Annotated in this window: 28 protein-coding genes and 1 pseudogene; 17 read left to right on the top strand and 12 right to left on the bottom strand. The window is 55.0% G+C overall.

From position 1 onward, the window contains the following. Positions 1-149: 149 nt before the first annotated feature. The gene (locus FHY04_RS22820) at positions 150-935 is read left to right on the top strand and encodes a transposase (RefSeq protein WP_260171703.1); all 786 of its coding nucleotides are present in this window, start codon (positions 150-152) and stop codon (positions 933-935) included. A 144-nt stretch (positions 936-1,079) separates the two neighbouring features. On the opposite strand, the gene FHY04_RS20975 is transcribed toward FHY04_RS22820, so the two are convergent. The 6 genes from FHY04_RS20975 to FHY04_RS20950 form a co-directional block, all read right to left on the bottom strand. Further along, complete coding sequence (locus FHY04_RS20975) at positions 1,080-1,652, bottom strand: putative toxin-antitoxin system toxin component, PIN family (protein WP_183937779.1); 573 nt, start codon at positions 1,650-1,652, stop codon at positions 1,080-1,082. Continuing rightward, positions 1,652-2,134 carry a helix-turn-helix domain-containing protein gene (locus FHY04_RS20970; RefSeq protein ID WP_183937777.1) on the bottom strand — a complete coding sequence of 161 codons (483 nt, stop codon included), beginning with the start codon at positions 2,132-2,134 and terminating at the stop codon, positions 1,652-1,654. The genes FHY04_RS20975 and FHY04_RS20970 overlap by 1 nt, the downstream gene beginning before the upstream one ends. Positions 2,135-2,201: 67 nt before the next feature. Beyond that, positions 2,202-2,333: a hypothetical protein gene (locus FHY04_RS22815; RefSeq protein WP_260171702.1), complete on the bottom strand. Its 132-nt coding sequence runs from the start codon at positions 2,331-2,333 to the stop codon at positions 2,202-2,204. Between the two features lie 409 nt (positions 2,334-2,742). Then, on the bottom strand, positions 2,743-3,306 hold the full coding sequence (locus FHY04_RS20960; RefSeq protein WP_183937775.1) for a recombinase family protein: 564 nt from the start codon (positions 3,304-3,306) through the stop codon (positions 2,743-2,745). Between the two features lie 156 nt (positions 3,307-3,462). Beyond that, a complete protein-coding gene (locus FHY04_RS20955) occupies positions 3,463-3,897 on the bottom strand; it encodes a pyridoxamine 5'-phosphate oxidase family protein (RefSeq protein ID WP_183937773.1) in 435 nt (144 codons plus the stop codon). Positions 3,898-4,080: 183 nt separating this feature from the next. Then, a complete protein-coding gene (locus FHY04_RS20950; protein ID WP_183937771.1) occupies positions 4,081-4,698 on the bottom strand; it encodes a hypothetical protein in 618 nt (205 codons plus the stop codon). Positions 4,699-4,952: 254 nt separating this feature from the next. Between FHY04_RS20950 and FHY04_RS22810 the strand changes: the two genes are divergently transcribed. From FHY04_RS22810 to FHY04_RS20935, 4 genes are all read left to right on the top strand, one after another. Next, the gene (locus FHY04_RS22810; RefSeq protein ID WP_260171700.1) at positions 4,953-5,075 is read left to right on the top strand and encodes a hypothetical protein; all 123 of its coding nucleotides are present in this window, start codon (positions 4,953-4,955) and stop codon (positions 5,073-5,075) included. Next, positions 5,075-5,266 carry a DUF6771 family protein gene (locus FHY04_RS23120; RefSeq protein WP_056405810.1) on the top strand — a complete coding sequence of 64 codons (192 nt, stop codon included), beginning with the start codon at positions 5,075-5,077 and terminating at the stop codon, positions 5,264-5,266. Before FHY04_RS22810 ends, FHY04_RS23120 begins: the two co-directional genes overlap by 1 nt. A 752-nt stretch (positions 5,267-6,018) precedes the next feature. Continuing rightward, a complete protein-coding gene (locus FHY04_RS20940; protein WP_183937769.1) occupies positions 6,019-6,426 on the top strand; it encodes a response regulator in 408 nt (135 codons plus the stop codon). A gap of 331 nt (positions 6,427-6,757) precedes the next feature. Further along, entirely contained in the window at positions 6,758-7,258 is a 501-nt protein-coding gene (locus FHY04_RS20935) for a MucR family transcriptional regulator (RefSeq protein ID WP_183937767.1), read from the top strand. A gap of 510 nt (positions 7,259-7,768) precedes the next feature. Here the strand turns inward: FHY04_RS20935 and FHY04_RS20930 are convergent. Next, positions 7,769-7,987: a hypothetical protein gene (locus FHY04_RS20930; RefSeq protein WP_183937765.1), complete on the bottom strand. Its 219-nt coding sequence runs from the start codon at positions 7,985-7,987 to the stop codon at positions 7,769-7,771. A 50-nt stretch (positions 7,988-8,037) separates the two neighbouring features. Beyond that, positions 8,038-8,619 (bottom strand): recombinase family protein, encoded by a 582-nt coding sequence (locus FHY04_RS20925; protein ID WP_183937763.1) that lies wholly within the window; start codon positions 8,617-8,619, stop codon positions 8,038-8,040. A gap of 216 nt (positions 8,620-8,835) precedes the next feature. On the opposite strand from FHY04_RS20925, the gene FHY04_RS20920 reads away from it, so the two are divergent. From FHY04_RS20920 to FHY04_RS20895, 6 genes are all read left to right on the top strand, one after another. After that, complete coding sequence (locus tag FHY04_RS20920) at positions 8,836-9,177, top strand: hypothetical protein (RefSeq protein ID WP_183937762.1); 342 nt, start codon at positions 8,836-8,838, stop codon at positions 9,175-9,177. A gap of 316 nt (positions 9,178-9,493) precedes the next feature. Next, positions 9,494-10,045: an FxDxF family PEP-CTERM protein gene (locus FHY04_RS20915; RefSeq protein ID WP_183937760.1), complete on the top strand. Its 552-nt coding sequence runs from the start codon at positions 9,494-9,496 to the stop codon at positions 10,043-10,045. Between the two features lie 157 nt (positions 10,046-10,202). Then, positions 10,203-10,412, top strand: a complete 210-nt coding sequence (locus FHY04_RS20910; RefSeq protein ID WP_183937758.1) for a hypothetical protein — start codon at positions 10,203-10,205, stop codon at positions 10,410-10,412. A gap of 541 nt (positions 10,413-10,953) precedes the next feature. After that, positions 10,954-12,027, top strand: coding sequence for a DGQHR domain-containing protein (locus FHY04_RS20905; protein WP_183937756.1), 1,074 nt, complete (start codon positions 10,954-10,956; stop codon positions 12,025-12,027). 3 nt (positions 12,028-12,030) lie between these two features. Then, positions 12,031-12,837 carry a hypothetical protein gene (locus FHY04_RS20900; protein WP_183937755.1) on the top strand — a complete coding sequence of 269 codons (807 nt, stop codon included), beginning with the start codon at positions 12,031-12,033 and terminating at the stop codon, positions 12,835-12,837. An 83-nt stretch (positions 12,838-12,920) separates the two neighbouring features. Beyond that, positions 12,921-13,355, top strand: a complete 435-nt coding sequence (locus tag FHY04_RS20895; protein WP_183937753.1) for a hypothetical protein — start codon at positions 12,921-12,923, stop codon at positions 13,353-13,355. Between the two features lie 1,102 nt (positions 13,356-14,457). Here the strand turns inward: FHY04_RS20895 and FHY04_RS23115 are convergent. Then, on the bottom strand, positions 14,458-14,694 hold the full coding sequence (locus FHY04_RS23115; protein ID WP_409349187.1) for an integrase core domain-containing protein: 237 nt from the start codon (positions 14,692-14,694) through the stop codon (positions 14,458-14,460). 1,106 nt (positions 14,695-15,800) lie between these two features. Here FHY04_RS23115 and FHY04_RS20885 point away from each other — a divergent pair. Continuing rightward, positions 15,801-16,043 carry a hypothetical protein gene (locus FHY04_RS20885; protein ID WP_183937749.1) on the top strand — a complete coding sequence of 81 codons (243 nt, stop codon included), beginning with the start codon at positions 15,801-15,803 and terminating at the stop codon, positions 16,041-16,043. A gap of 327 nt (positions 16,044-16,370) precedes the next feature. Further along, on the top strand, positions 16,371-16,592 hold the full coding sequence (locus tag FHY04_RS20880; RefSeq protein ID WP_183937748.1) for a hypothetical protein: 222 nt from the start codon (positions 16,371-16,373) through the stop codon (positions 16,590-16,592). 920 nt (positions 16,593-17,512) lie between these two features. On the opposite strand, the gene FHY04_RS23000 is transcribed toward FHY04_RS20880, so the two are convergent. Continuing rightward, positions 17,513-17,659: a hypothetical protein gene (locus tag FHY04_RS23000; RefSeq protein ID WP_311725856.1), complete on the bottom strand. Its 147-nt coding sequence runs from the start codon at positions 17,657-17,659 to the stop codon at positions 17,513-17,515. A gap of 479 nt (positions 17,660-18,138) precedes the next feature. Here FHY04_RS23000 and FHY04_RS20870 point away from each other — a divergent pair, with 479 nt between their 5' ends. Further along, complete coding sequence (locus FHY04_RS20870) at positions 18,139-18,540, top strand: hypothetical protein (protein WP_183937746.1); 402 nt, start codon at positions 18,139-18,141, stop codon at positions 18,538-18,540. A 211-nt stretch (positions 18,541-18,751) separates the two neighbouring features. Here the strand turns inward: FHY04_RS20870 and FHY04_RS20865 are convergent. Beyond that, a pseudogene (locus FHY04_RS20865) lies at positions 18,752-19,005 on the bottom strand (integrase core domain-containing protein); the annotation flags it as partial. Positions 19,006-19,101: 96 nt separating this feature from the next. Here FHY04_RS20865 and FHY04_RS20860 point away from each other — a divergent pair. Beyond that, positions 19,102-20,040, top strand: coding sequence for a ribose-phosphate pyrophosphokinase (locus tag FHY04_RS20860; RefSeq protein ID WP_183937745.1), 939 nt, complete (start codon positions 19,102-19,104; stop codon positions 20,038-20,040). A 439-nt stretch (positions 20,041-20,479) separates the two neighbouring features. Here the strand turns inward: FHY04_RS20860 and FHY04_RS20855 are convergent, their stop codons facing one another. After that, positions 20,480-21,478 carry a phosphoribosyltransferase family protein gene (locus tag FHY04_RS20855; RefSeq protein ID WP_183937743.1) on the bottom strand — a complete coding sequence of 333 codons (999 nt, stop codon included), beginning with the start codon at positions 21,476-21,478 and terminating at the stop codon, positions 20,480-20,482. A gap of 708 nt (positions 21,479-22,186) precedes the next feature. Between FHY04_RS20855 and opgC the strand changes: the two genes are divergently transcribed. Both opgC and FHY04_RS20845 read left to right on the top strand, forming a co-directional pair. Further along, positions 22,187-23,161, top strand: a complete 975-nt coding sequence (opgC, locus tag FHY04_RS20850) for an OpgC domain-containing protein (RefSeq protein WP_183937781.1) — start codon at positions 22,187-22,189, stop codon at positions 23,159-23,161. Positions 23,162-23,815: 654 nt separating this feature from the next. Continuing rightward, positions 23,816-25,873 (top strand): hypothetical protein, encoded by a 2,058-nt coding sequence (locus FHY04_RS20845; protein WP_221211922.1) that lies wholly within the window; start codon positions 23,816-23,818, stop codon positions 25,871-25,873. Positions 25,874-26,073 lie beyond the last annotated feature (200 nt).

Genomic DNA, 26,073 nt, shown 5'->3' with positions numbered 1-26,073 from the left:
ATCCATGCCAGCCTCCTGCACCGGCACGCACCTGAATCAGAAAACCGCAGCGACGGGAATCCCCTTATGATTCAGCACGGTGAGAAACCGCTCTAGAGCGTCTCACTGAAGCTTTGCGGGACCTGATTAAAGCGCACGAACCTGTCACTATGATGACCACTTCCCCGCCCGAAAACGAACCAGAATCGGAACCAGAAGCACCCGAGGTTTCTACAGCCGTCGTGGAGCCGAAGAAGGCGAAAAAGCGGGAGCGGCGGACGTTACTATATCCCAATCACTACAGCCTTCGTATCCGTGAGGAAGATAGAGAACGCTTTGACGAGTACGCCTATCGACACCGATTGGAAAAAGGCGCGGCGTTTAAGCAGTTATGCAGCGCGTCCTGGAGTTTCGTGCCGGCCTGCTCCCATTCACTAAGCGCGGCCGGATCACCGGACAGGGCGAGTGGAAGCCCCCATGCGAAACTGGATACCACCGCACAATTATTGGGAATTGGCCGGCCTTCGCGGTCGACGATCACGATGGCGAGCGGCGTTTTACCCCGCCCGTTTGGTCGCTCGGGTCGGTTGTCTGCAAAGCGTTGGAGTAGCTGCTCCATGCGGAGGGCATGGACAGCGAGGCGTTGGGTGTTCCTCCCAGCTGAGCTTAGCGGCTACCTGATCGGTTGTAACGACGGACGGCAGGGACGGCGTGATGCTACCCGCCTCGTCAGCGAGGGTGCTCGCGATACCGTGCGCGCCCTTGCCGGCACCGACGCCTATGTGCACGCGCGGCGTCGAAGACAGCGGATCGAGCGCGTGTTCGGCCACCTGAAACGCAACCTAAGGCTACGAACGCTTAAGCTGCGAGGCCTCGCCGGAGCAGCCGAGAAGTTCACCATGGCTGCCGCGGCATACAACCTTCAGCTGCTGGCCCGGCAGGCCGTGCCGGTCTGACACGCGGCGCATCCTCCGGTGTCCGGCGTTACCAGACATCCGCCACGCCAATTTCGCGCAGGCCTTTTTCAACGGTCTCGGACGGTTCTGACGCTTGAGATGGGTCACCGCCTTTCAAGCGCTTACTGGTGTCAAAACCCTCATTCAAAATAGCTCGACAAGGGGTTGCAGTCGGTGGCTCGCTTGGACCAAACCGCTTTTCCGAAAGCGGTCGAGGTAATCCTCGGCGGTGACAGCGGGATTGCGAAACTGACGGCGCTGGCTGCCGATTGCGGTCAGCGCCTTGGCCGTATCAAGGTCGATGACATTAACGATGAAGTCGTCGGGATGCTTCACCTCGATACCGTGGCGGGCGGCCGCTTCGACCGGAAAATCCTTGAGGTTGTACGTGACAATCGCATCGGCTCTGCCGTGAATCGCTGCTGCAAGAACATGGACGTCCTTAGGATCAGGCAGTGTCAGGGCAGGCATCAGCGGTTCATAGCCTTCCACCAGCGCCTCTCCGAAGCTGTCCATGTAGGTCCGCTGCCGTTGGAAATGGTCAGCTGCCAGATCGGCAAACCGTCGCCTTAAGCTTTCCTCCCACTCGGCCAGGATGGCCTCGCTCCAGAGCGGACGGAACAGCCGGCTGGCGGCGAACCACAAAAGCGCACCCCGCACGATGGAGGGGTGCATGACGTTGGCATCGAGCAGGACGGTGTAGCGGCCGACCAGCATCAGGGACGATCGAGAGGCGCGTGATCGTCGAAGAGGCCAGCTTCCTGATCCAGATTCGCCATTTCCTGCAGGGCCTCATGCCGGGCCGCATCCATGCGGCTGCGGTAGGTCAGCACGTCGCGTCCGAGCAGTTTACGATGCGTGCCGACCATCCGGAACGGCAGATCACCGCGTTCTAAGAGCTTGATGAGGTGTGGACGCGACATGTTGAGCAGGTCGGCTGCTTGGCTAGTTGTAAGCTCTGCCTGTACCGGCACGACAGTGACGGCATGACCGTTGCCGATCTCAACCAGCATCTTGACGATGCTGTTGAACACACCAGACGGCAGGCTGATAACGTCCTCGCCTGCCCCTTCTACAGTCATGTGAATAGGGCGGCTGGAATCAACCCTCGACAGTGCACGCGCGGCGTTACCGGCCGCCTCGATCTCGTGTGCAGTAGGCTCGTAGGCCTCGTCGATATTGAAGGCCACGGCGGCCATGTTTCATCTCCCAGGGCGGAAGCCATCTAGTAAGTGCGAGTTGTAAACGCAATAAGTGAAACGGGTGTCAACGGGAGAACGTTCCACTGCGGTGATCGTCGAGCATGCTGAGCGGGGTGGGCGTGATCCAGTCGTCTCCCAGCTTGGGGTATGGGCCGTAGAAGAGATCGCCCAGCGCACGCCGATAGTGTGCGTTCATCCAGCGCCGGCGTCGATGCTCCGGGCCATCGTGGAGCATGTGGCAGCGCTGGCAGAGCGCTGCGAGCTGGTGAAGCGTACTGTCGCTCGGATCATGATTGAGGTGCGCACAGGCTAGGACCACCGGTGTCCACCGGCCTTGTACCAGAATGTTCTCCGTAGGTCGTCGCACGCGCCGGCCCCGGCCATTGCGCCAGTATTGCCGGTTCCGATCCCACCACCGTCCGTCGCCTAGGTGGAAGACCTTCTGTCTGTGGGGACGTCCACAATGCTCGCAGTGTCCTCCCGCCCGCACAAAGCGTACCTGGTGCGATAGCTGCACCCAGTCGATCGGGTACAAGAACACGTGCTCGGGCCGGATAGGCATCAGGCCTTCCCTGCCGAAACGTCAGGCTGCACAGTCCACCGCGTCATGGAACCACCGTTGCTGCTGTCAGCGCCCGGTAGAGTGTGGCATGGTGGCATTTGAGCAGCTTGGCGGCCTCGCGCACCGACGTGCCTTCGCTCACCAGCCGTTCCCCTAGCGCGATCTGATCGGGGGTGAGCTTGGGCGGACGGCCGAAGCGCACCCCTCTTGCCTTGGCCGCTACCCGTCCGCTGCTGGTGCGCTGGTGGATCAGCTCGCGCTCAAACTCGGCGATGCCGGCGAACACGGTCAGGACCATGCGGCCCGCAGGCGACGTCGTATCCGCCCAGGGCTCGGCCAGCGAGCGCAGACCGGCGCCGACCTCCTTCAGTCTCTCGGCAATATCGAGCAGGTTGCGGGTCGAACGTGCCAGCCGGTCAAGCCGCGTCACCACCACCGTGTCTTCGTCACGCAGCTGCTCGATCATTTTAGCAAGCTGGGGCCGGTCACGCTTTGCGCCCGAGATCTTTTCCTCAAACGTCTGCTTGCATCCAGCCTCCTTCAACGTGGCGCGTTGCAGGCGGAGATCTTGGTCATCGGTGGACACACGAGCATAGCCAATCAGCATGTCGCAAAATTGTATTAGAATAAAAGCATTTTGCAAACGACTTTTGCGACAGCAGCACACGAAAGAATACGATCACTTAGGGCTCTGTCGCGAAACTTAGGACTTCCGCGACAATGCCGCGGAAGTCCTGTATGGTACGGGCTTTAGGTGCCTCGCTCAGATGGTGATCTCACCCTCGTCGCTACCATCCCAGTAGCGGATCGCCTTTGCATCGACACGGATCATCACGACACCAGGTGTGTCGATGCCCTCGGGAAAGTACCGATCGAGATCCTTGGTCCAGTGATCGGCGAATGCAGCCTTGTCCTCGATCAGCGCAGCGGCACCTTCGACAGTTACAAACAACGGGGGACCGCCGAGCATACCGACGGCGCCGGTATAGCTAAGCGTGACGTGCGGATCGGCACGCAGGTCAGCAATCTTTCGCGAGTTTTGGTAGGCGAAGAAGTAGCTGTCGCCTTGGTATTCGACATCGCCGTTGTTGCTCATCGGGCGGGCTGTTAGGGTGCCATTGGGTGAGCGAGTGGCCATCATCGTGAAGTCCAACTTCGCCATCTTCTTTGACAAGTCGTGTAGGTTGAGGTCCGACATCGTGTTGCTCCTTCAATGTGGGGCCATGAAAGTTTGCCCAAGCGGTTGCAACGAACGTAGTGGCGTAATAGTCGCGTGCGCCGACACGACTATCGGTACAATCGCGAACAGTTTTTAGAAAATTGACAGGTGAGGCAGGGCCCCCTCCCCAGGCCTGCCGAGCCACTCTGTTCGCAGTAGTTGCTACGATCCACTGCGCACGACTGCAGATAGCGATCCGTCCGGATTGCGCCCCTCACGAATTAATACAGCATCCTGTTGCACTTGTCGGATATCTTGCGGGCTGCCTTCTCTAGCCCGCGGAAGCGCAACCTCGGCAATTCCCCCGACGTTAGCCGAACCATGGAGCGCACCTGCTATCTCGCGATCAAATTCGCCTGCTTCGATAGCGGCCCGCATGTTCACCAGGTAATCGGCAAAGCGGTCAACGGGAATGAAGTTCGTCGTTTGACCACCGATCGTCAGTGTCGCCCCATTTCGCGTCGTAGGCGTGAGGGCAACATGCTCGCCGTCACGGACGAACCATGTTCCTGAATGAACACCGTCGGTTGCCCATGCCTTTTCGGCCAGATTTAAATCCTGCAAAACCTCGTCGCGGTCGGAAATTGGGTCAGCGGATGGCGACGAGACGACATCCTTCAAAGCAGACTTGGCCGCGTTAACAATGTTTTCTAGTGCCATTTCACTTCTCCAATACTGCTCCGGGACGTTATGAACGCAACGGTCTAATTCGCAGATTGGGCGCAGGTTCACTAGATCAAATCGCCAGCGCCTTTTTCGGATAAATTTCAGAAAGTGCATCGTTTCTACAGCGATAGAATGACTGCATTCGTGATGCAGATATCCTTCTAACGAATCGCGACGCTGCAAAAGCAGTTAAAAAGGCTGATTAAACCTCCGGGTTGAAAAGTTAGGATCACACTAGCGTTCTCTTTATGTTCCGCTATGATCCGGGTATGGAACACGCACTCGAGTCGATGCGCGACGGCGCACAGCCCCTCAGTCAGACTCACACTCTGATTGCCGAGATCTTGCCAGAGCTTCGGCCTTGCGAGATGCAGACCATCTTTTTCCAATGCTTAGAAGACGGTCCTGAGACCCGCCTGGCGCCGATTGAAGCAGAGTTCGCGCGGCGTGGGCTGTCGCCGTACGGCAAGTTCTCGACCGATTGCTTCTGATGGCTAGCGTGATTTCGCCGGAGCGGATTGCGGCCATTATCGAGGACGCGCCTGCATGGGCTTTGATCGGCCTTACCGCCCCGCGCGAGGGACTGAGAGCAGACGCACGCCTGGAAGTGGCAAGGCATGTCTACGGCACTCTATATCAGCCTGTAGACACTGAAACGGCGCAGATGGCTTTGCCCTGGTGATCCTGTGGGCAACACGTAGTTTAAGACGCTGGGGATTTCACGAAGCACGAAGCTAATGTGGGGTGCGTATGCTCCAAGTGCGGGCGTAAGGGCGTCGTGCACCGCCTGGTTCTAGCAAGATGGTGCTACCTCAAACGCAAGAACATGTCGGTCGAATGCCTCCCCGGATATCTGCGATGTTCGGCTTGCGACAGTAGGCCAAGCAGGATCGCACCGACGCCACTACCGCCGTCCTTTCCCGGTTACGGTCGGGACGAACGCCAATGGAAGCGCTTCGAGCGGAAGCTGAGAGGGTAAGGTGGCCTTCTTGTAGGGGCGGGCGTCATCACCGACTATGCCGCTGATGCCGGGGCGACCGTTCACATGGTCCAGCATCACAGACGAGCGCCGGGGAACACACTACAAGCTAGGCAGTTTCTAAATACGCTGGAAGCGTCCTGCCCTTTCGGGGGGAACGGCGGTGAGAGCTCGCAATGCCCTGTCGGTCTTCAGATTGGCAGGGCATTTTCGTAACTATGCGCGGAACCGACGCCGGCCTGCACTGTTGATGTCATAACCGGCCGGGCACTCCCCCCCCCTTTGGCCCGCTGGTTCTAAAGCGTCCCGCTGCCCCCCCCGCAGCGGGGCATTTTATTGTCTGGGTCCTTTCGGCCAATGGGCCAATCAGGCGTTTGCATTCGCAAAGATGGCTTGAAAATGTCAAAGCCAGAGATCCGTCGGAGCCGTTTTGGCACGTGACGGGTTAGTGCGGCATGTCCCTATCAACAGTCCCCTATGCACTTGCCGTTGACGATGACCCGTTCATCCTCATGGATGTCACAGGTATTCTCGAAGATGCGGGTTTCCGCACCTATGAAGCGGATCACGGCGATGCTGCGATCGCGATGCTCCCCGAGTACGCGCACACAATCACCCTGCTCTTCTCAGACGTCGATATGCCGGGTGACACTAACGGGTTTGCGCTCGCCCACCACGTCGCAGAGAACTACCCCTGGATCGAGATCGTCATCGGCAGCGGCCACCTCCGGCCGAAGACGGGTGACTTACCCGAGAAGGCGACATTCGTGTCCAAGCCGTTCAATGCGCAGATGATCCATGGCCATCTCCGCGAGACCCTGCCCGATGGCAAGCTGCCGGAGCCTCTAAAAAAAGCGGTCTAGACTGGCGTTCAGACCGTATCCAAGTTGCGGAGCCAAAAAATTGCAAGCGTGTGTCAGGCACGAATAGCGATCGGCAGAGGACGGGGAAGTCCACGTGACTAGCGGTCTTGGTCTGAAGATTGAAAAGACCAAACCGGCTCGACTTACCCCCAAGAACCGCCCTTCGCTGACGTTATATCTCCGGTGAACTCTAAATCGGCGGTTCTCTCAGCCGTTTTGATCGTAAGCCAGTCGATCTCATCCGTAAAAGAGACCTCACAGAATAGCTTTTTGAAAGGTTGTGCGATCATTCAGGGCGCCCTACTTACCCGCCAGCTAAATGGAGCACTTAATGTCTGACGATACCTACCAGCCCAACGCTGTTGAACTCGCTACCGAGCTGACAATCGCTTGGCTCAGCAATCCAAATACCCGTACGTCGGCCGACGACGTTCCTGCATTTCTATCGCAGATGCACAGCAGCGTTCAGTCGCTTGTTGGCGGTTCGCAGACCGAAGAAAGCCCTGCGGAAGAGCCCAAGGAATACGTTGGCGCGGTAACGGCCCGGAAGTCCCTCGCCAGCCCCGATCACATCATCAGCATGATCGATGGCAAGCCGTACAAGACGCTGCGCCGTCACCTCGCCACTAACGGCATGACGCCAGTGGAATATCGCGAGCGTTATGGCCTGAAGGCTGATTACCCCATGGTCGCTCCTACCTATTCTGAGGCGCGCCGCACCATGGCCAAGAGCATTGGCCTGGGTCGGAAGCCCGGTCAGACGAATGAGGCCAAGCCAGAAGCGGCAAAGCCTGCACCGCGTAAGCGCAAAGCCGACGACACCGCAGAGTGATTGCAGGCCGGCCTTTAGAATTAAAGGCCGGCCACCCCAGGCAGTTATTTCTTTTGCTCTCCTAACGGCACGCCGTTGTAGGGAGTTGCGCTGTTCTCGTCCGGCTTGGCGTCGAAAGAATTGGGCCTCTTGTGATCGTTGCAAGCACCGAGCGTGAGTAGCATGGCCATTAGAAATACGCGCATTTGATGTACCAGTATGATCAACCAAAAGGTTGATCCCTATTGTGGTCCGGTTCGCCTCCATTAGGCAGTTGAACTGTGACGATAGAGCCTGACAGGAAAACGGCTATCCCTCTTGGAGGGTTTTCATCACTGATGCGAGGTTTCCCTTGACCACTACATAATTGCCCTTCTCAAAGTTTACAGCACTTGCATCATTGCCACCTTTGAAACGGCGCACAAAGTTTACGCGATCGACGTTTACAACGATCGGATCACCCTCAAGACTGTAGAATTCCACGTAACCGTTCACTCGTATCCCCCAACGACCGCGCCTAAATGCACTGCGTCACACATTGTCAGCCGTGTCCGGCGATCTTGCGGCAATCAAAGACGCTATTTCAGCTTCGTCTATCGTCCGATTTTCCCACGTGTCTTCCACCGCAATCGACTTTTCGTCATCGCGCATTGCGATCATTTCATCAGCGGTAGCGAGCGCTTCGTCGAAGCTGTTTCGGTGAACACCCAGCGTGGACATCTCGCCGTCTTTACGGATTACGTAACGCATTGAGTTAGCTCCTGTTGATTGAGACCACTAACCCAACCGAACAGGAATCCCTATGCGCTTGGTGCGGTCCAGCCGATCCGGGCCAGCGTGCCGATTAGCATCGAGCGCGGTACCTTGAAGGTCCGATAGACAGATACCTTGCTGGCCCCACCATCTAGCGCGGCTGTAATGCGTTCGAGGGTTTCGGGATCGATCATCGGCGGGCGACCACCCTGGAGTCCGCGACGCTTTGCCGCAGCAAGCCCAGCCATTACGCGCTCGCGCGTCAGCGCGCGCTCATACTGTGCGAGTGCGCCGAAGAGGGAGAACAGCAGTTCGCCGTGTGGCGTGGTCGTATCCATCTGCTCGGTCAGCGACCGGAATGCGATACCGCGCGTCTTCAGATCGGTGACGATCGCCAGTAGCTGCGGCAGAGAGCGTCCAAGCCGGTCGAGCTTCCACACGATTAGCGTGTCGCCCTCGTTCAGATAGTCGAGGCAGGCTTTCAGTCCTGGCCGATCGTCGCGCGCGGCGGATGCCTTGTCGGTATGGAAATGACGATGATCGACGCCGGCTGCGACTAGCGCGTCCCGCTGAAGATCGACCGTTTGGCTGTCATCAGTCGACGAGACCCGCATACATCCAACCAGCATGTACGACAAACCCCGGAAAGCAAGTTCTCGAACACTCAATCAAAACGACAGGGTTTGTCGAATGTTATGACCGAAGGCGGCGTTTATTGAGCGAAGGCCGAGACCGGAGATGTCGTAAATCATGTGTTTTTCGACAGGGTGCGGCGCCCAACCTAAAAGTGGCCGGACCGCTGGCGCCTAATGGCGGACACTCGTCCCCCGTGGCATGATTGCCAGATGAAGCCTGATCGATATGAATGGTTGAACGAAGAGTGCGAACGTGTCGCACGCGAAGAAACGGGCGCTCGGCACGTCAGCGATGTATACGCCGATCATTTGAAGCGTGCGGGCGGCCTGATGCTTGCGATGGTCTTGATAATCTTCATTATACAGGCGCTTCCCCAAACTCCTGACGGTCCGATGCAGCCTTGTGCGGTGCTTGTGACCGGCATCGTCTTTGCGGGATTTTCAAGCGCGGTTCTACGTTGGCTGAAGCCCGCCGGAGTTATGTCAAACTGGGCGCTGTGGACGACCTTAGGGATGGGGTGCCTAATGTTTCTAATAGGACTGCTGACCTAAAGAGCGTCTGTCACTGCGACATAACAGATCACCTGCCTTCAGCTGGCATTAGGCGAGGCTGTAACGTCTGTTTCATATTGCGCCGACGTAAGCCAAAGTACGGCGTCCAGGCCGTCTTGAGCCAGTTCCTTTGCAAGCAAATTTTGCCCAGAGCCTGCAGGAAGCGGTCTCCCAAGAGCCGTCTGTGATGGAAAAGGCACGCTCTTCCCGAAAATCGACATTCTCAAGGTCATAGCTGGATTTTGCGATTGAGGGGTTTGCGTGCCGCCATGGCCCCCGTTATTATTTCGTTAAGTACAAACTTGAGGAAATTATCATGAAGCGTCTACTGCTTTCGACCATGGCATTCGCATCCGCCTTCGCGATGGCCCCAGCGGCCCATGCCATTGACTTCACTCCGGCCGATCCGGAGTTCACCGTTCGCGGCGATATCAACGATGGTACCGTTTCGGCAGATTTCGGCCGTTCGGGCATCGCGGCCGGCTCGTTCCAGGATACCTTCAACTTCATTATCGATCAGACCGGTCTGGCTAGCGGCACGCTGAGCACGAACACCACGCGGTTGACGAGCTCGACCGATCTCGACATCCTGTCGGTGTTCATCAATGGCTTTGCAGCCACGAAGACCATTGTCGACAATGCCGAGTTTTTCGAGATCAGCAACGTCGCGATCGCTTCGGGTGTGCCGAACCAGATCGTCGTGAACGGCACGTCGCGTGGCAACGGCTCCTATGCCGGCACCGCGACCTTCGAGCCGACGGCAGCAGTTCCCGAGGCTGGTACCTGGGCAATCATGCTGTTCGGTATCGGCGGTATTGGCGCATCGATGCGCGTTCGTCGTCGCCAGGCGAAGATCGCATTCGCCTAAGCACATTTCACAGCTGGTCCCAGTGTCCAGCTGTGTGAAGGCAGCCGTCAACCTCGCGAGGTTGGCGGCTGTTTTTGTTTAACATCCGGCGCGATGGTTCTGTACAAGGATCCATGTGGCGCGGTGGGCGCCGTCGATCGATAATTGGGCAAGCGGGATGGCCGATACTACGGCCAACGGCGCAAACCCCGAGATCGCGAACGCGCGTGAATGGACGCCGTCAGGTATCGAGCACACGTCCTGGTATCGGCATCCATCGATCTACAGCCACGCAGAGGCACGTACGCGGCTGGGACTGGTAATGACCACCGGTGTGCGCCATTTTGGGGTCATGATGTTCAAGCGTGGGCGAAGAACTATAACATGAGACTACGCTTGGAGCATGTTACCAAACTCGCACATAGCAAGGAAGGCCTGAGGGCTGCCTACGCCGCGGGTGCCGATCATCAGCGCAATGGTTGGCTGAGATATCCACCATGCAGATGGGACCATCCCGCAATTCTGGCTTTTGAGGGGTCACGACACGAAAGTGAGTTTTGCGTACGCTAGAAGCGAACAGAACGTGTCCGTAAACCCGTTGCCCGCCGATCTTGTCCGGCAACCCGTCCAAACCGTGCGCTGTCGGACACTCTGACGCTGACCGGCATACCAGTGTTTGACGGCCAGAGTCAGAAAGCGGCCTACGTAAGCCGCTCCCCGGCTCCCGCCTAAAGCGCCGCTCTTCCCCCGAACCGGCCATTCCCTCTCCATTGAGCGGTCCGGCAGCATGCACCGAGATCTGCCCCGTGGAACGACGTCGCAACGCACAGAAGCAGACATATGATTGATCAGGCTGTGACAACCGAGCACGGCTATTTGCATGGGGAGGAAAATTGTTTAATTAGTGAGTCAATCCGGAGATATATTTGATGGCTAAGACAAGCGTTCCACGTGCGAGCCAGAGTTATACCACCTCCTATCTTGAAACGACTTTTGGAACTACTCCCGCATTTACGTTTGCCATTAAGGCCAGGGATCTCATAACTCTTCATTATGTAGCCGTTCGAGGCCGCGATGACGAAGAGGGAGCAGTTCAACGCCCTCTAAATGCAAGACGAATTAATGGTATCAGAACGTATATTCTCGACGGAAACACATTTTTCAACTCTTTTATACTAAACTGGACTGATGAAAATTTCAAACCATCATTTTCTGGTGGTAAGATTACGCTGCCAATAATCAAGTCCGTTGCACAGGTGATTGATGGACAGCACCGTCTAGCAGGGCTAGCGCAAGCTATTCAGGTTCGTGATGAAATTGGTGATCAGGAATTGCTGGTTACGCTTTGTGTTGGTTTGACAACTAGTAATGCCGCAAAGATATTCTTGAACATAAACACAGAACAGAAGCCTGTTCCAAAAAGTTTGATCTACGATCTTTTTGGCGAAGTGGTTGATGATGAAGCGCATGCAGTTAACCGTGCTACTGATCTCGCGCGTGAACTAAATGATGATCCAGAAAGCCCGCTGTACAACCAGTTGAAGTTTCCTGGTGCCCCCAGAGGTCAGGGCAGTATAGAACTTTCTACATTTGTTTCGGCACTTAAAGAACACCTAAAGCCAGAAAATGGAACATTTTACACATATAAAATTAGAGATTTTGAGCGACAAAAAGCAGCAATTAATAACTTTTTTCAATCTCTGTATGACTTTTATGACAATAAGCAGATATGGAACTCAGCAAATAAAAATCCTTTCTTAAAAGCTGCTGGATTCAATGGTGCGGTAGATTTCTTTGTCGAAGTTCTCATCAAGCATTGCGCCGAAAAGCGCTCCTTCTCTGTTCCTACGATGAAGCACTTTATTGGTCTTGATCAGTCCGGCCTTATAACGTGGGATGAATTAAGAGGTAAAGACGGGAAGACTGCACGAAAGGCTATTAGAACTCTTCTTGAAAGTAATTCCTTGAACGCGCTCCCGGATCATGATGAATACGAGTTCTAGATCATGATGAATACGAGTTCTAATCGTCACCAGTTTCAGGAGGTCATAGAACGCTATCTCGGATGTCCAGATCCTTCACAACTGAAATCATACAAATCTACTTTTGAGGCTATGTCCGTAAGTGATGCTCTATCGAGCGACTTAACGCGAGCGCTTAAGCAAGATGTAAGAAGCACTTATTATAAAGCTGCAATTAGCATTGCCGAAGCCATGGTCTCGATCCGAAAGGGTTACCATTCTTGGGCTGTAATCAAGCTATATTACGCCAGCTTTTATTTGGTGAGAGTTGCTTATGCTGTTCGGGGATACGGAATATTTCGTTGTGGTACTCTTTATACATTACACGTATCAAGAAACTCCCAACCTATTAAACGCTCTGGGAAGGGAGACCATAAAGTTATATTGAACGCATTTATTAAGGACTACGAAGGGTCCGAGATTTTGCTCTCAAACAAAATAAATGGCCAGCATACATTTGAATGGCTTATGGGAAAAAGAGAGACTGTTAATTATAGGGATGCGACGTTTAGTGAACCCGGCTTATCCCATTTCGAGAGTTCGCTTTCAAATGGGTCCTTGGACAGTTGGATTACCACCTACCTTAATGACGCAAGCTCCATTTACTGTTTTCTTGAGGATCATGCAGGTCTTGCTGTACCGCTATGTTTCTGTCGTCAGATACTGGACGAGGCAACAGACGGCGGCTTAGTAAACCTATTGAGCCAAGATCAGCAGGACGTCATCGCTACTTTGCTTGGTGAAGCCTGCACCACAGGCATCGATGAAATCAAAGCATTATTGGTCCGGTAGGGCGCTTGAACTGAGACCCGCAAACGTCCGCTATCATTGCGTCACGGGTTTCCATTCCGCTACCAGCTAATCGTCATTACCCAATGCGATTGCTCAGCTTTGCTCACGAACGTCCGCGTCCGTGGGAGCTGGCGTTCGGCCCCGGCTGTGAGACCGGCGGCTTCGTGCGAGTTCTTGCCATTCTGAATTTGTTCGTACCTAACGTACGCAAAGCTTACTTTGGTGTCGTGACCCCTTTGATGAAAGCGGAACGTGCGTTGGCGGTATCAATTGGGGCGAGGACCATGATGATCGAACCCTCACAATTACGTTTGCTTAGGGGTTCGCCTACCACTCCTGCAGCCTTTGCTGCCGTACTTTCGCGGTTTCGGAAGGTTCACCTAAACGGGTGGTTTACCGAAATCCACTTCACGATATCGATACATAACGAAGCCATGCAAAAGGCTGTAAAAGTGCTTGGCCTTGTTCCTCGGGCCTTCACCTTTGAGATGCCGGTAAAGGACATGACCAGGTCTTGATGGCAAAAAATGCCCGACTTTGAAAGCCGGGCATTTTCGAGCTTAGCCGTTATTGGGCTTTGCGTGATTCCAATTTCGCATATTGGAATCAATTACGTTAAAAGTGACAAGTATCAGTCACCAGCCCCTGTGAACCTTACCATTGTTCCAGTAACGCATTGCACTATCCCCTGCAAAATGCGGTAGTAGGAACCGTGATAGCTACTCAGGCTGTTGACAACATTAAGCCCTGATGGGCTTACCGATAGGCCAGTAGCGCATATGAACCCCCCGAGTTAAAAGTGCTTGTCTTTCGACAAGGGGACTTATGCAGGAGCTCTATTTCGTAATTGTAATTCCATACGGTGAAAGGCGCATTAACCGCAACTGACGAATTTTTTGTCTCTCTGCTCGAGTGGTGACGTATCAAACTTCCCGTAGCCGTCCGCATAAACGGACCGTGGTGAAAGTAGGGGCAGACCACCCTCATCTTTAGGCTAGAAGCGACGTTCCAGGCGATTGGCCATACGATATGGACCAACAGTCAGAACCTCCGCCTCACCCTCACCTAGTTGCGACCCGAGTTTGCAATTGACTGAGGATCAGTGTCCGGAAGCTTGGAATTCGGGGCATTCGGCAGGCGTTTCGCCGGCACTTTGGCCCTTGTCGAGTAAGTCGGACTTTGCCGCTTCTTCGGCGCCACGGTCGGCTTGCTCTTTGAGCCTGCGGATGTTGCCGGACCTGTCGACTTACTGGACTGCGATATCGCACCAGTCGTGATCCCGAGGGACGCGATCGTTACCGGTATAAATATAAGCTTTAGCATCGGCACTTCCCTGCGTCGTAAAGCAGTGAACGGCCAATACCTGCCCTGTATCCCGGTGACGCTTGCGCCTTGATTTAGATAAGTAGGTTTTTGATGATGCGCGTGTGCTGGCGACCTGCAAGTGACCAGCGTCGATCAAATCCAGGCGATCGGTATCCGCGTCCTGAATGTCGCCGAGGACGTGGCGAGCGCATCGCGCCATCACCGCTGCAGCGATCGGGTCATTGAGCGACGAGGAACAGGCAGCGTAGGACCCTATGTCCGGCGGTACGAGGCAACAAGTGACCTGCTCTCGTTTTAAGGCCGCTGATAACTTAGCGCATTGTCCATATGCCCGTGGCGAGGGGGGGCGTAAAGTCGGCGTGTGCCAGTCCGAGGACTGCGGTGAGGGCGCACGGTGTTGTAGTCCGTCCGCCATGCCCCGATGATCCGTCTCACCGTCGTCAAAGACGGGAACAGGTGCGCGCTAAAACGCTCGTCGCGCAAGCGCGCATTGGACGATTCCACAAAGTCATTCTTTGGAGGATCAGTAATGCGCGGGAGGCTCTATATCTATGATAAGATCCAGGAGTTCACGGCGTACTTGATCAAGCTCAAGTGCCCCATGGAGGTCTCCACGCTTAATCTTGGCATCGACTTCGCGCTGGGCGACGAACGCAGCATCGACCCCGTACTGACTAACCATAGTGTAGGCAGCAGACTGTGCTACAGGGAAGTTTGATCGGTGGGAGGCATTCATGATGCACCTCATTGATAGTCATCATCAATGCACGAGCGATCGACGAACTTTCCTAAGACGATCCTTGATAAAACCATATGGTAAAGAAGGCGTTAATGGCCGCAGGTACTAATTAGATTAAGCAAAAGCGCCCCGCATGTCCGTGTGAAGAAACATGGCGAGGCGCTAAAAGGTACGCTGTACTGAAGGCCAGAGCCTCGGTCGCTGGCTAAACGCTTGATAGTTAATTACACGTAAAGCATCCCGCCCGCTCGTGTGACAGGATTAATGTCGCGAGCGGGATGCCGAGCTTTCACTGTCTTGGGTAGGCGGGCTCTAAGGTCAGCCTCGCAGAGAGTCTTCTACGCCACAAGCGCATTTCAGAATTGCAATCCTGCGGTAATACAGGCCCGTTTTCCACTCGAGCAGAAATTGCCACGCTGCTGCCTGCGCAGACCTGCCCGCCCCAAACGCTGGTCCGTGTATCTGAACGGTCTGTCTAAAACTCCGGCGGGTTGTTGAAAATCTCAACTTGCGGTGAAATTGGATACGGCTCGCCCGCGCGCTGCGCCGCCCCTGATTCGACAGTGTACATTACCTCGGCGGTCGCGACGTGGAACCGCGCGAACGTTGCACGCGCCCCAGCGTGTCGTTGATCGACAGGATGTACCGCCCCTGATCCTGGCCAGCTGGTCGGCGAGCTGGTCGAAGTCGGCGCGCTCGAACATGTCCTGGCCGTAATCCGTCTCGCAGTCCCAATAGGGTGGATCGAGGTAGAACAGCACGCCCGCGTGGTCATGGCGCGGACATAGCGCGGGAGGTTCTGGTCAGTAGCTGCTGTCTTCGATCCTGGCTAGATGAATAGCATATTGTCGCCGAAGTGGTATGACGACAAGGCGTGGCGTTTTGAGGAATACGATTAATGGACTTTCCCTGGGCCGAGGCAGCAACGTTGGTGCGTATGCCAGCCGCGCAAAATAACGACGAAGCGAGCGAGCTTCTGTTCGAGGGAACGCTGCTTGTAATGGCGCATAAAGTCCGGGCCATGAAGCCGATCGAACGGCGCCATCTGAAAATCTCCCTGCCCAATAGACTTGTGCGACCTCATACCTTTAAAGACGACTCACTGACCGCCCTGATCGAAGACATTCCGTTCACGGTGTGACAATGTGCGCTTTCGATTGGCGCAACCACGATTTAATTGAACGCAATTGAATTGACTAGCGAGCCGTCACATGTACCGAGCCTGTCCTGCCATCCAGCAAGATGCGTCTCGAGGTTGCCATGTTTTCTTTGATCGCGCTTTATATTGAATACCGCAGGATGCAGGCGAGAGGCGTAACAGCTCGCGTCGTATCCACGACTGCGATATCCATCGCTGCCAATGACCGCGGCGCTTCGCAAACGGCCGCAAACGCAGCGTGACCACCGACGGAGGCTGACGGGCCGGCTCCGCTGAAGCGGCTCCTAGGACGAGCAGAAAGGCACTACCATGGCAGCCACGATCATCACTCCCAGTGGCACTGGTGCAATGGAGGTCGGACTCGTGCTTGACGAGGAAGGCAGCCGGTTCGTCGTCCTGACATTTAAGGAGCCGCAGGGCGAACCGACGCTCGTCACGTTTACAGTTCCGGTTTTTCAGAACTACGTTGAGCATCTGGTTCGAACAGCCAATGCCGCTAACGAGGATGCCAACTGGGGCACTCCTGGCTGAGGATCTCTGCGGCGGTATCATGCCGCGATTTTTTCGAAACTGCGTGACGGCACAGTCCGCCCGCACGAGATGGGCTCCGTAATCGCCGCTAACCACCGGGGGAAACCCGAGGCCTAACTGCTCGCCCAAGCCGGGAGGGGGCGGGCGGGCCGACCGAGGCCCTTTGGGGTACCCTCGGCGCGTCGATAACGAGCAGCCTCCCGATAGCTTCACATCAAACGAAAAATGACGACGGCATCAGATCCGGCGTGGCTTCCCCGCGCCTGATCGCTTCTTGGGAGGCGCCGCGGGCGGCGAACAGCCCGACCATCATGGCCTGGATTTGGCACCAGGGTGCTGGGAATGGTCTACAATGCCGACAGCGTGCCGTGGTGAAGGCTGTTCGTTGTTACATGCCTTGCCGAGGACAGCATCCCGGTCACGCCGATCGCGGTCCGCACAACGGTTAAGGTTTATTCGATAAGCAGATGACTTGAGGGCTTTAAGGCTAAAGCTTAAGCCAAACTCCCTGCCCGTCCCAGCTGGGGCGGCATCGTGAAGAGCAGGGAACCCTTCACGGGGGGCAAGGCCTCGTCTATCAGATACGGTTTTGTAATTAAGAATTAGTTAAGGGCCTGCATCGAAGCGCTATGTGAACACATGGCGGGCAGGCTGGAGCGGGCGAGGAGCCGCCCGGCCTTGGGTAACAACCGAACCTCAGAATTGCTTCATCACTGGAGAATCATAATGATGACGGCATCAGAGCTGACTTGGCCTTGCCATTCGGGCAAACCATCACTCGAACTGCACCGGCCTGCCGGTTTTCGCCGGCACGACGATCGTCGGGTTCGGACATAGCCACCAAGGACGATGTCGCCGATCCTCATCGTCGCTACATCATACTTACGCAGTTTGCTGTCGATCGGTAGGTTGAGCACTGCTCAATTCCCCAGTCGCTGATGCTGATCGAGGAAGAAGCGAATGGCCCAGACCTGTTGCGGCTTGAGCGCACGCTTGGCACCCACTTCGCGCCCGCCGTTCCAGGGGCGGCGTTCGCCTGCGATTGGATCGAACTCTGACGTACCCATAGCATTCTCTCCGTAACCATCATGGCCACGGAGAGAATGGGCATGGGGTGGCATCACTTTCCAAAGGAGTCATCTGCTCTGAATTGCTTCGTGTATCCGGTTTGAACCGTGGCATTCGAAAAGCGGCCGTTCCGCGATCGCCCACATCCAGACATTCCAAGCTCTACGGTTACGTTGAACCGACCCGCAGTGACCGATATCGCACGCGCGAAGCGGACTGAGCGTTGCCGTGATAAGGCCAGAACGGCTGCTTCCAAGTCGACGCAAAAACGTACAGCTTCGGTCGTCCTCCAGTCGTCGTGCATTATCGATGACCTGAATCACGGTAAATGATGCCGTTGTCAGAACCCGAGATGTGTTCGCATAAATTGAGCGAAGCGAGGGGAAACGCCATAGCCGACTGAGGTTGCCAGTATGATAGCGATGGGGAGGCCCCAGACGACCGCGAGTACGCCATACAGAATTATCATCCGCGAAAGATGGCAGGATTACTGACCGCGACTAGCCCTAGTTTCATTCCAAAAGGCGAAAGTGTCTCGAACCTGACCAATGGTTACGACTTTGAAGCGTTTGGTGCGGGGCATCCAGAGGCGGCGCAACTGCGCTACATTATAACGGGCGCTTCAATAATCCAGTCGCCGAACCTCACCGAGGAGGGCTGCTTGAAGACGGAGGCGCTACCGGTCGGTCAGCGCCCATCATCGGGTTATTCAAAAATGCTTGTAGTCTATCATATAAAGCGCCCGGCTTTTGCAAGCCGGGCGGCTCAATTACTTGTTCGGCTTGTCGAAAATCCAGTAACGCATTTTCGGACCCCTTTTTTGCTGGTTAACATGCCGCCCTTCGACTCAAGCAGTATTGTAATGTTAATATTTCATTAACATGAACGAACAGTCAGGTGGTGACGTCAGCACGATGATCCGAGCACTTTGTGCGGCAGTGTGTTTGGATAAACTACCTGGAGCTGTAGCCGCTTGCTTGACGGGCATCCGCCTGAGTGCCTGACGTGCTCCCGTTTTCAGGCCGCTGATAACTTAGCTCCGGTGTCCATATGCCTTTCGCGGGGGCGGTTCGTAATGTTGGCGGGTGTCATCCCGCAAGACTGCTGTGCGGACGCACGGTGTTGTAGTTCGTCCGCCATGCCTCGATGATCCGTCTCGCTGCCGCCAGCGACGGGAACAGGTGTTTGTTCAAACACCCCTCGCGCAAGCGACCATTGAACGATTCCACAAAGCCATTCTGCTGCGGTTTGTACGGCGCGATATAATGCACTCGACCCCGGTGTCCTGACACCAAGCGAGGACGGCATGACTGATCAATTTAAGGCCGTTGTCGCTGACCATCATGCACGTCATAGCTTCAAGCAAGCGCTGCTGGGCAAGCCCTTTCATTAATCGGAACCTGCGCTTAGATGTTCGCGTTATTGGGCGGGAAAAAGACTCATGAAATTGATGACCGGCAACTCGAACACGCCGCTCGCGCAGGAAATCTCCGCCTATCTGGAAATCCCGTTGACCGACGTCAGCGTACGCCGCTTCGCTGACGAAGAGGTCTTTGTTGAGATCAACGAGAACGTCCGCGGCGAGGACGTGTTCGTTATACAGTCAACCGGCTATCCCGCGAACGACAATCTCATGGAACTGCTCATCATGATCGACGCTCTCAAGCGTGCGTCGGCGCGACGGATTACCGCGGTGATCCCGTACATGGGCTATGCACGACAGGACCGGAAGCCTGGTCCACGTACGCCAATCTCTGCCAAACTTGTCGCCAATCTCATTACTGTCGCGGGTGCGAACCGCGTGTTGTCGGTCGATCTGCATGCGGGGCAGATTCAGGGCTTCTTTGATATCCCGACCGATAATCTCTATGCGGCGCCGGTAATGTCGGCCGATATTCTCGCTCGGTTCAGAGGCAAGAACCTCATGGTCGTCTCGCCCGACGTCGGCGGCGTCGTCCGCGCCCGCGTACTTGCCAAGCGTCTCGACAACGCGCCTCTCGCGATCGTCGACAAGCGACGTGAGCGCGCCGGCGAGTCAGAAGTGATGAACATCATCGGCGAAGTCGAAGGCCGTTTCTGCATCTTGGTCGACGACATAGTTGATTCGGCCGGCACGCTCTGCAATGCGGCGGCCGCGCTGAAGGATGCGGGTGCGGCGGACGTCGTCGCATATGTTACGCACGGCGTACTATCGGGCGGCGCGGTGGCGCGGGTCGAAGGCTCGGAACTGGGCGAGTTGGTGATCACCGACTCGATTGGCAATCACGATGCAATCAAGAGCGCCGGAGGCAAGATCCGCCACCTACAGATCGCACCCCTGCTCGGCGAGGCGGTCAAACGCATCGCCGACGAGACGAGCGTATCAAGCCTGTTCGACTAACCGCCGCAGGCAATGCCTCCCCGGATCGGTCCGCCGAAGACGTCAATGCCAGCCTAGAGCTTAGCTGCTGACGCCTGAATAAGCGCCGGATCGCTGCAATTGCCGTATGATCCCGTTGAACGCCGCAGGCTATCTCGTTATCCAGCATCGCGCCTTCCCAAAATATCACTAGGAGCCAGCGCTCGGGGCAGTGTGGCCAGAGACTTGAAGCCCGCCTCGCAGAAGCCGGCCACAATCACGCAGTTCTTCCGATGCGGGGAGAGCGGCAAAACTGGCACAAGGTCGCAAAATGCGATCCAAAAGTTTTTTAAGGCTGGCTGCAAAGTTGAGCAAGGCCGCCACGATCCGTGAGCCATAGAGGCAGCCTCGCTATAACATAAAAGGGTAGGCGTCCAAACTGTCTACCCAATAGCCAACACTAGTGCCGACTACAGAAAGATCAAGCATTCGCACGTCTTGGTCTCAAAAGCGTTTTTGCGAACTCGTAACGTTTGGCGCCTACTACGCGCCGGACGAGGCGTAGCGCTCTCTGACGCGGCCCTACATTGCCGCGAATTTTATGTAATATCGAAGCGGTCGATATGCCAGGGTAGCACATTACCGGCCCCTCGATTGACAGTACGGGCTTGCCGCTGATGCTTGCAATTTCCTCTGCTTGGCGCAGTTCGCTTTCGATGAAGATGATAGCGCTGCTTTTACGATAATACTCACCCTTGAAGCTACCATGTGCACCAAGACGGCGACGCTCCTCAGCACTTGGAAGATCAAGCATCACAAGTTTCTCATAATCAATATTGTGCTTCTTAAGCCAGGCCTCGGTCTCCGGCCGATATTTTTCTAGCCTGCTTGTGACTAGTTCTTTAATCCGCATAGTTGGGATGGGACGAGCCGTTGCTTCACGTAGAAAGTTTAGGTAGGCTTGACCGTCATCATTTTGTTCATGTGTTGGATCAAGACAAAGTACGCCGTCAATGTCAACGCAAGCACGGTTAAGTATCGGGTGATGCATTAAGTTCCACTCAAATACTCTGGGCTGCGGTAAGTGCACTAAAGTCAGCTCGTCGCCCACCGCCGAAGCGTCTGCGGCATAAATGGCACAAAATGTTAATTTCATCTGGTCCGCTAATGGCGCGAGCAATGCGCGGGCCTCTTGAAGCGAGGTGCCCGTATGAATGCTGTCATCAACAATCAACGCGTGGCGAACGTCAGCAAAGGTAACGTTTGAACGCTTAGTTTTCCGCGTACCGCCGGTACCTAGAAGCCTTCCGGTAGAAAAATGGTGCATCTCCGCCAGCGGTAAGTTCAATGCGAGCGCAATAAGCGATGCTGGTAGCATTCCGCTGCGCGCTATGCCGACAACGACGTCAATATCTTGTGGAAGTCGATGCAAATTAGCAACAACATCTCGGTTTAAGTCCGCAATTGAGCGAAAGTTCATGGATCCCCCCGATTATTCTACATAATTGTAAGCCAGGAATCGCTATCGCATGTCGGAGCAATCAGCAGTAAAGTTTACACTGGCACTCACTTCACGCTTAACGCTTTCATGGCATTTTGTCATACAATAACGCGGTCGCCAACGGAAACTATCGATCGCTGCCAAATATGTATCAAAATAGGACGTCGGCAAAAGCCCTTTGTTGCACAGTTGTGGTCTCCAAACCACCCGGATACGGCTTTGGGACTAGGCAAAACGTCATCAAGACGGGGCGCCCCTGCTTTACGTAGCAATGCGCCGATTACCCGGGGAAGAGCATGTCAAGATATAGGCTGTTCAGCGCTATCCGGCCCGTACTCTTTGCAGGCACAATAATGAACGCGCCCCCCTAACCACCACGCCCTGCCACCACGCTAGGTCGCACTTAGTAGGTCGCCGAACGTCGAGGAAAAGCGGCGCCCGATCAGGGACGAGGCGCCGTCGCTGTGTTTGAAGGCGAGGATCAGGTGCTTGCTCTGCACATGGAAATGTTATTAGCGCAGCGGCGGGGGCTGCCGCCCAAGTTTCTACAGCAATGAGATTGAACGGAGACATCTCTACATGCAGCGCGATACTCGGATTGATACGATACGCGGCTTTGCAATGGTCACCATTATCATCAATCATTTATCGCTGATGATAGGCAGGCTTGGCCTGTAAGGGCCGCAAATTCCAACAGTAACAACGGTCTCAATATCGTCTGCTGCTGAGATATTTGTGGCGTTGTCTGGCTACATGGTGGGAATGGTCTATGTTAACAAAGTAGACGGTGGCGCGCTGATTCTAAAGCGTGCAGGAAAACTGTATGCTTGGAACATATTGCTGTTCTCCATCGCGGCCGCCTTTACGCTGGCAAGTAATGTCTCATACAATTTAGTTTTCCGGCTAACACCGATTATTATAGACCCATTTCGAGCGGTGGCCTTCTTTCTGGTATTAGCTTGGGGGCCATTTCTCGTCGATATATTGCATCTCTACATTATACTAATGTTAGTAAGCCCATTGGCCCTCTGGATACTGCGCCGTTCACCAGTAGGCCTGGTCATTATTTCGATACTAATATATTGCGGTTTTCAACTTGGCTTTCGAATAGCACCCGAGATCGGCGGTTCACCAAATCCGATCGAAGCTGATCGGTGGAGGTTCCATCCATTAGCATGGCAGCTGATTTTTTTCGCTCCCATGGCAGCAGGAAGCGTTAAGCTACATGTTCGTCTATTTCAAATGCTCGAGCAGCGACGGCTTATCTTTTGGGTCACGCTAGCGATATTTGTAGGTGTTGGCGTCGCAAAAGCGATACCCAATGCGCCGCACTTTTACTTAGCAGACCGTGGCACATTGGGGGCAATACGACTTTTGCATTCTCTACTAGTTCTATTACTCTATGCGGGTCTGGTAACCTTATTAAAAGACCATCTTCAAAACCCTATTCTACGGGCGCTGGGCCTCATTGGCCGGCATAGCCTAAACGTATTTATTTTGAGTTCGGCGGCAACGTTTCTAGCAGTATATATTTGGCTGCGGCTGTCTTTAGGGTGGAGCGGGTATGCTACCTTAACTATAGGTACAGTTTTATTGGTTTGGGGAGCTGCGAAGTATTGGGATAATCGCAAGGTCGCCAAGATCGCGGCGACTAACCGATGAAGCGGCGTAATTCTTGGTGGGCGGCCTAGCAGCAACGGTAGGCCGCGCGCGGGCATGGACGCCGTGTAAATGGATTTGCAGGGCGATGCCTACGCAATCGCGGATTATAGCCTAAGCTTAATGATTGCGTGGGGGCGGGGTCCTGTTGCTGCATCAGAAGGAGGGGGCATTGCTCTTCTCACCGTATCGCTTCCACCGGTTGTGGAGCGTCATAGGCGGGCCATAATCCTTCGACGCATCGCGCCAGCGCACCCGTTGCTATTGACGAGACGATACCGCTGAAAGTCCGCCGATCATAAAGCCGCGGCTTGCCGCGGCTACTGGGAAATGTACAGTCGAAGGCGCTCCATGTGCTCATTCGTTAGCCAGTACAGGTTACTCGTCTGCAGCTTTCCTCGCCGAGCCTGAATCAGATTGGTCGTCTTCCATCAACGAGTTCTGAACCAAGATAAATATCCCGAATAAGCACAAGGTAGTGAATCCACCTCTTGATAGGCCTCACTCGATGCCCCACGAACGATAACGCTAATATGTACAGGGTGCGGAATGACTGCTGAAACAACGGGACAAGTTAACTCGTCGCGTATACCGACACCGGCGCCCCGGGCGCCCAGCGGCACAGTCGTAGCTAAGTCACGTTCCGGCGAAAGTGCGATGACTTTTGATGTTTTTGAGACGCTCCTAATCCGAGCTGTAAGTCCCCATCAAGCTGTCTTCGACCGAGTGGGCACCATCGCGGCAAAGGTAGGGCTTATACAGACATCCAGCATTGCCTTTTCCCGTGCACGAGAAGCAGCTGAGCGCCGAGCGATTGAAGCACGAGGCGATCAAGCTACCTTGTCTCATATCTATACCGAATTAGCGGCTGTGGCCGGGATCCAAAGCGAGGACGCCCATCGCCTACAAGTCCTCGAGATGGCGGAAGAGGCAAGGCTGTTACGACCGATCGACAGTGTTAGACATCTGGTCGAGCAATCTAGGGTCGTGCACGGCCGCGCAGTGTTTATATCGGACATGTACTTACCTGTTGAGTTCATACAGCAGCAGCTCGAGAGTCACGGATTCTGGCAAGAGGGGGACAGACTATTTGTGTCGCACGCTCATGGTTGCTCGAAGCGTACGGGAAAGCTGTTTGAGTATGTCGCCTCAGCGTTAGAAATACCCGTCACTGGTATCACGCACTACGGGAACTCCGCGAAAGTTGACGTTCGAGGCGCTCGCAAGGCCGGGGCCGTCGGCCATTTAATAGATACTGGTAATCCAAACCGCTACGAGATCGCGCTGCAAAAATACCGTCACGAGAGTGACGGATTGACGAGCGCAATGGCGGGCGCATCGCGGCTAGCACGGTCGCGTGCAAGCGCAGACGGAAAAGGCGATCCCGCGCTTGTCGACGTAGCGGCAGGTGTCGTCGCTCCAGTTCTTACGGCATACGTGCTGTGGCTTCTACGCCAAGCAATCCACTTGAACTTGAAGCGTCTATACTTTGTATCACGTGACGGAGAAATCTTACTGCATATCGCACAAAGGATAGCCTCTCGCCTTAAATTAGACGTTGAACTTCGCTATCTTTACGGAAGTCGGTATGCGTGGAACTCGTCAGTTTCGAGCCCTAGGCACAATAAGCATATCTGGAACAGCCTTATCTGGCTTTCGTCGAAGGGCGTCTCAAACGAGGATATTCTCGAGAGGACCGGGATCACTGATTCTGAGAAGTCAGAATTGATCAAGTCTCGCTCGGAGAATGCGAAGCATTGGAAGTCGAAAACGGACCGTAATGTGCTTGAAGAAGCGCTTCTTCGGCTACATAGTGAAGGCACGTTGGACCAAGCTGCCGCCCGCAAAAAACACTTACTTGAGGGTTATCTTCGGCAGGAGGGCCTTTTTGATAATATTCCGCATGGCTTTGTCGATGTCGGGTGGCGAGGCACACAGCATGACACCCTTATCGACTTACAGCAGGAGCACAATGTTGCGCCGGCATTAGGACTCTTTTTTGGCTTAGAGCAAAGTGAGAGTCAGTGGGATGATCTACGTGAAGGGTTCTACTTTGACGCAAGAACCTCCCCGATGCAGACTGACAAGAATATAAGCAACGAACAGACTCATTCGCCCATATTAAGTGATTCACGAAGGTCACATAGGGCGCCCAAACATCTTTTCTCGTTGTTCGAGATGTTCTGCGCCGGCAGGCATGGCTCGCTTGTTAAATACTTCGACGATGGGTCCAAAATTGTCCCCATACTAGATCTCAGTCGCGATGATGAGGTCAGCGCGTGGGGGCTAGATATGGTTTATGACGTTGTGGGCGAATTTGCATCGTCATTACAGCTCTCAGAGGGTATTGAAAGTACCGGAGTTGAACTGGGGCATGCTTTGGCTGACGTAATAGACATATTCTGGTCGTCGCCGTCGCGAGCAGAAGCCAATAAGTGGGGAAGCTTTCCGTGGGAGACGGGACAGGGCAGTAGTCGCAGCTACTGTGACTTCGGGCCCACGCTCGACATCCTGATCGGCGATCGTTTGGCCCGAAGCGTCGGTAAGTCAGTAGCCTTATCGACGCAGTGGCCGCAAGGTTCTCGTATAAGAAGTAATTACGCGCTTCGGTTTGCTTCTGCCCCACGACGCACAATAATTGACGCGGCAAAGCGGAGTACACGTGTAGCTTTGCCGCTGGCGAAAAGATGGTTGAACCGGCCAGGGTTCACCTGAGGTCGTTTGTCGTGAGTCTTACCGCCATATTTGCCTCAGCTCCGGTAGACTCTATCAATTGCTGAGCCGGACGTTCACGATAGGCTCAACCAGCGACGATCGCGTCCTCGGCACCACACGCTGGCAAACCAGGAGGATCCGGCACAGTCGCTCGGGAATAGTGGAGGTTCCCGATGACGATCGTGTGCGCCTGCATATTT

This window comes from Sphingomonas sp. BK481 (assembly GCF_014194875.1).
Taxonomy (GTDB): domain Bacteria; phylum Pseudomonadota; class Alphaproteobacteria; order Sphingomonadales; family Sphingomonadaceae; genus Sphingomonas; species Sphingomonas aerolata.
This window is presented reverse-complemented; position numbering and strand designations above follow the sequence as displayed.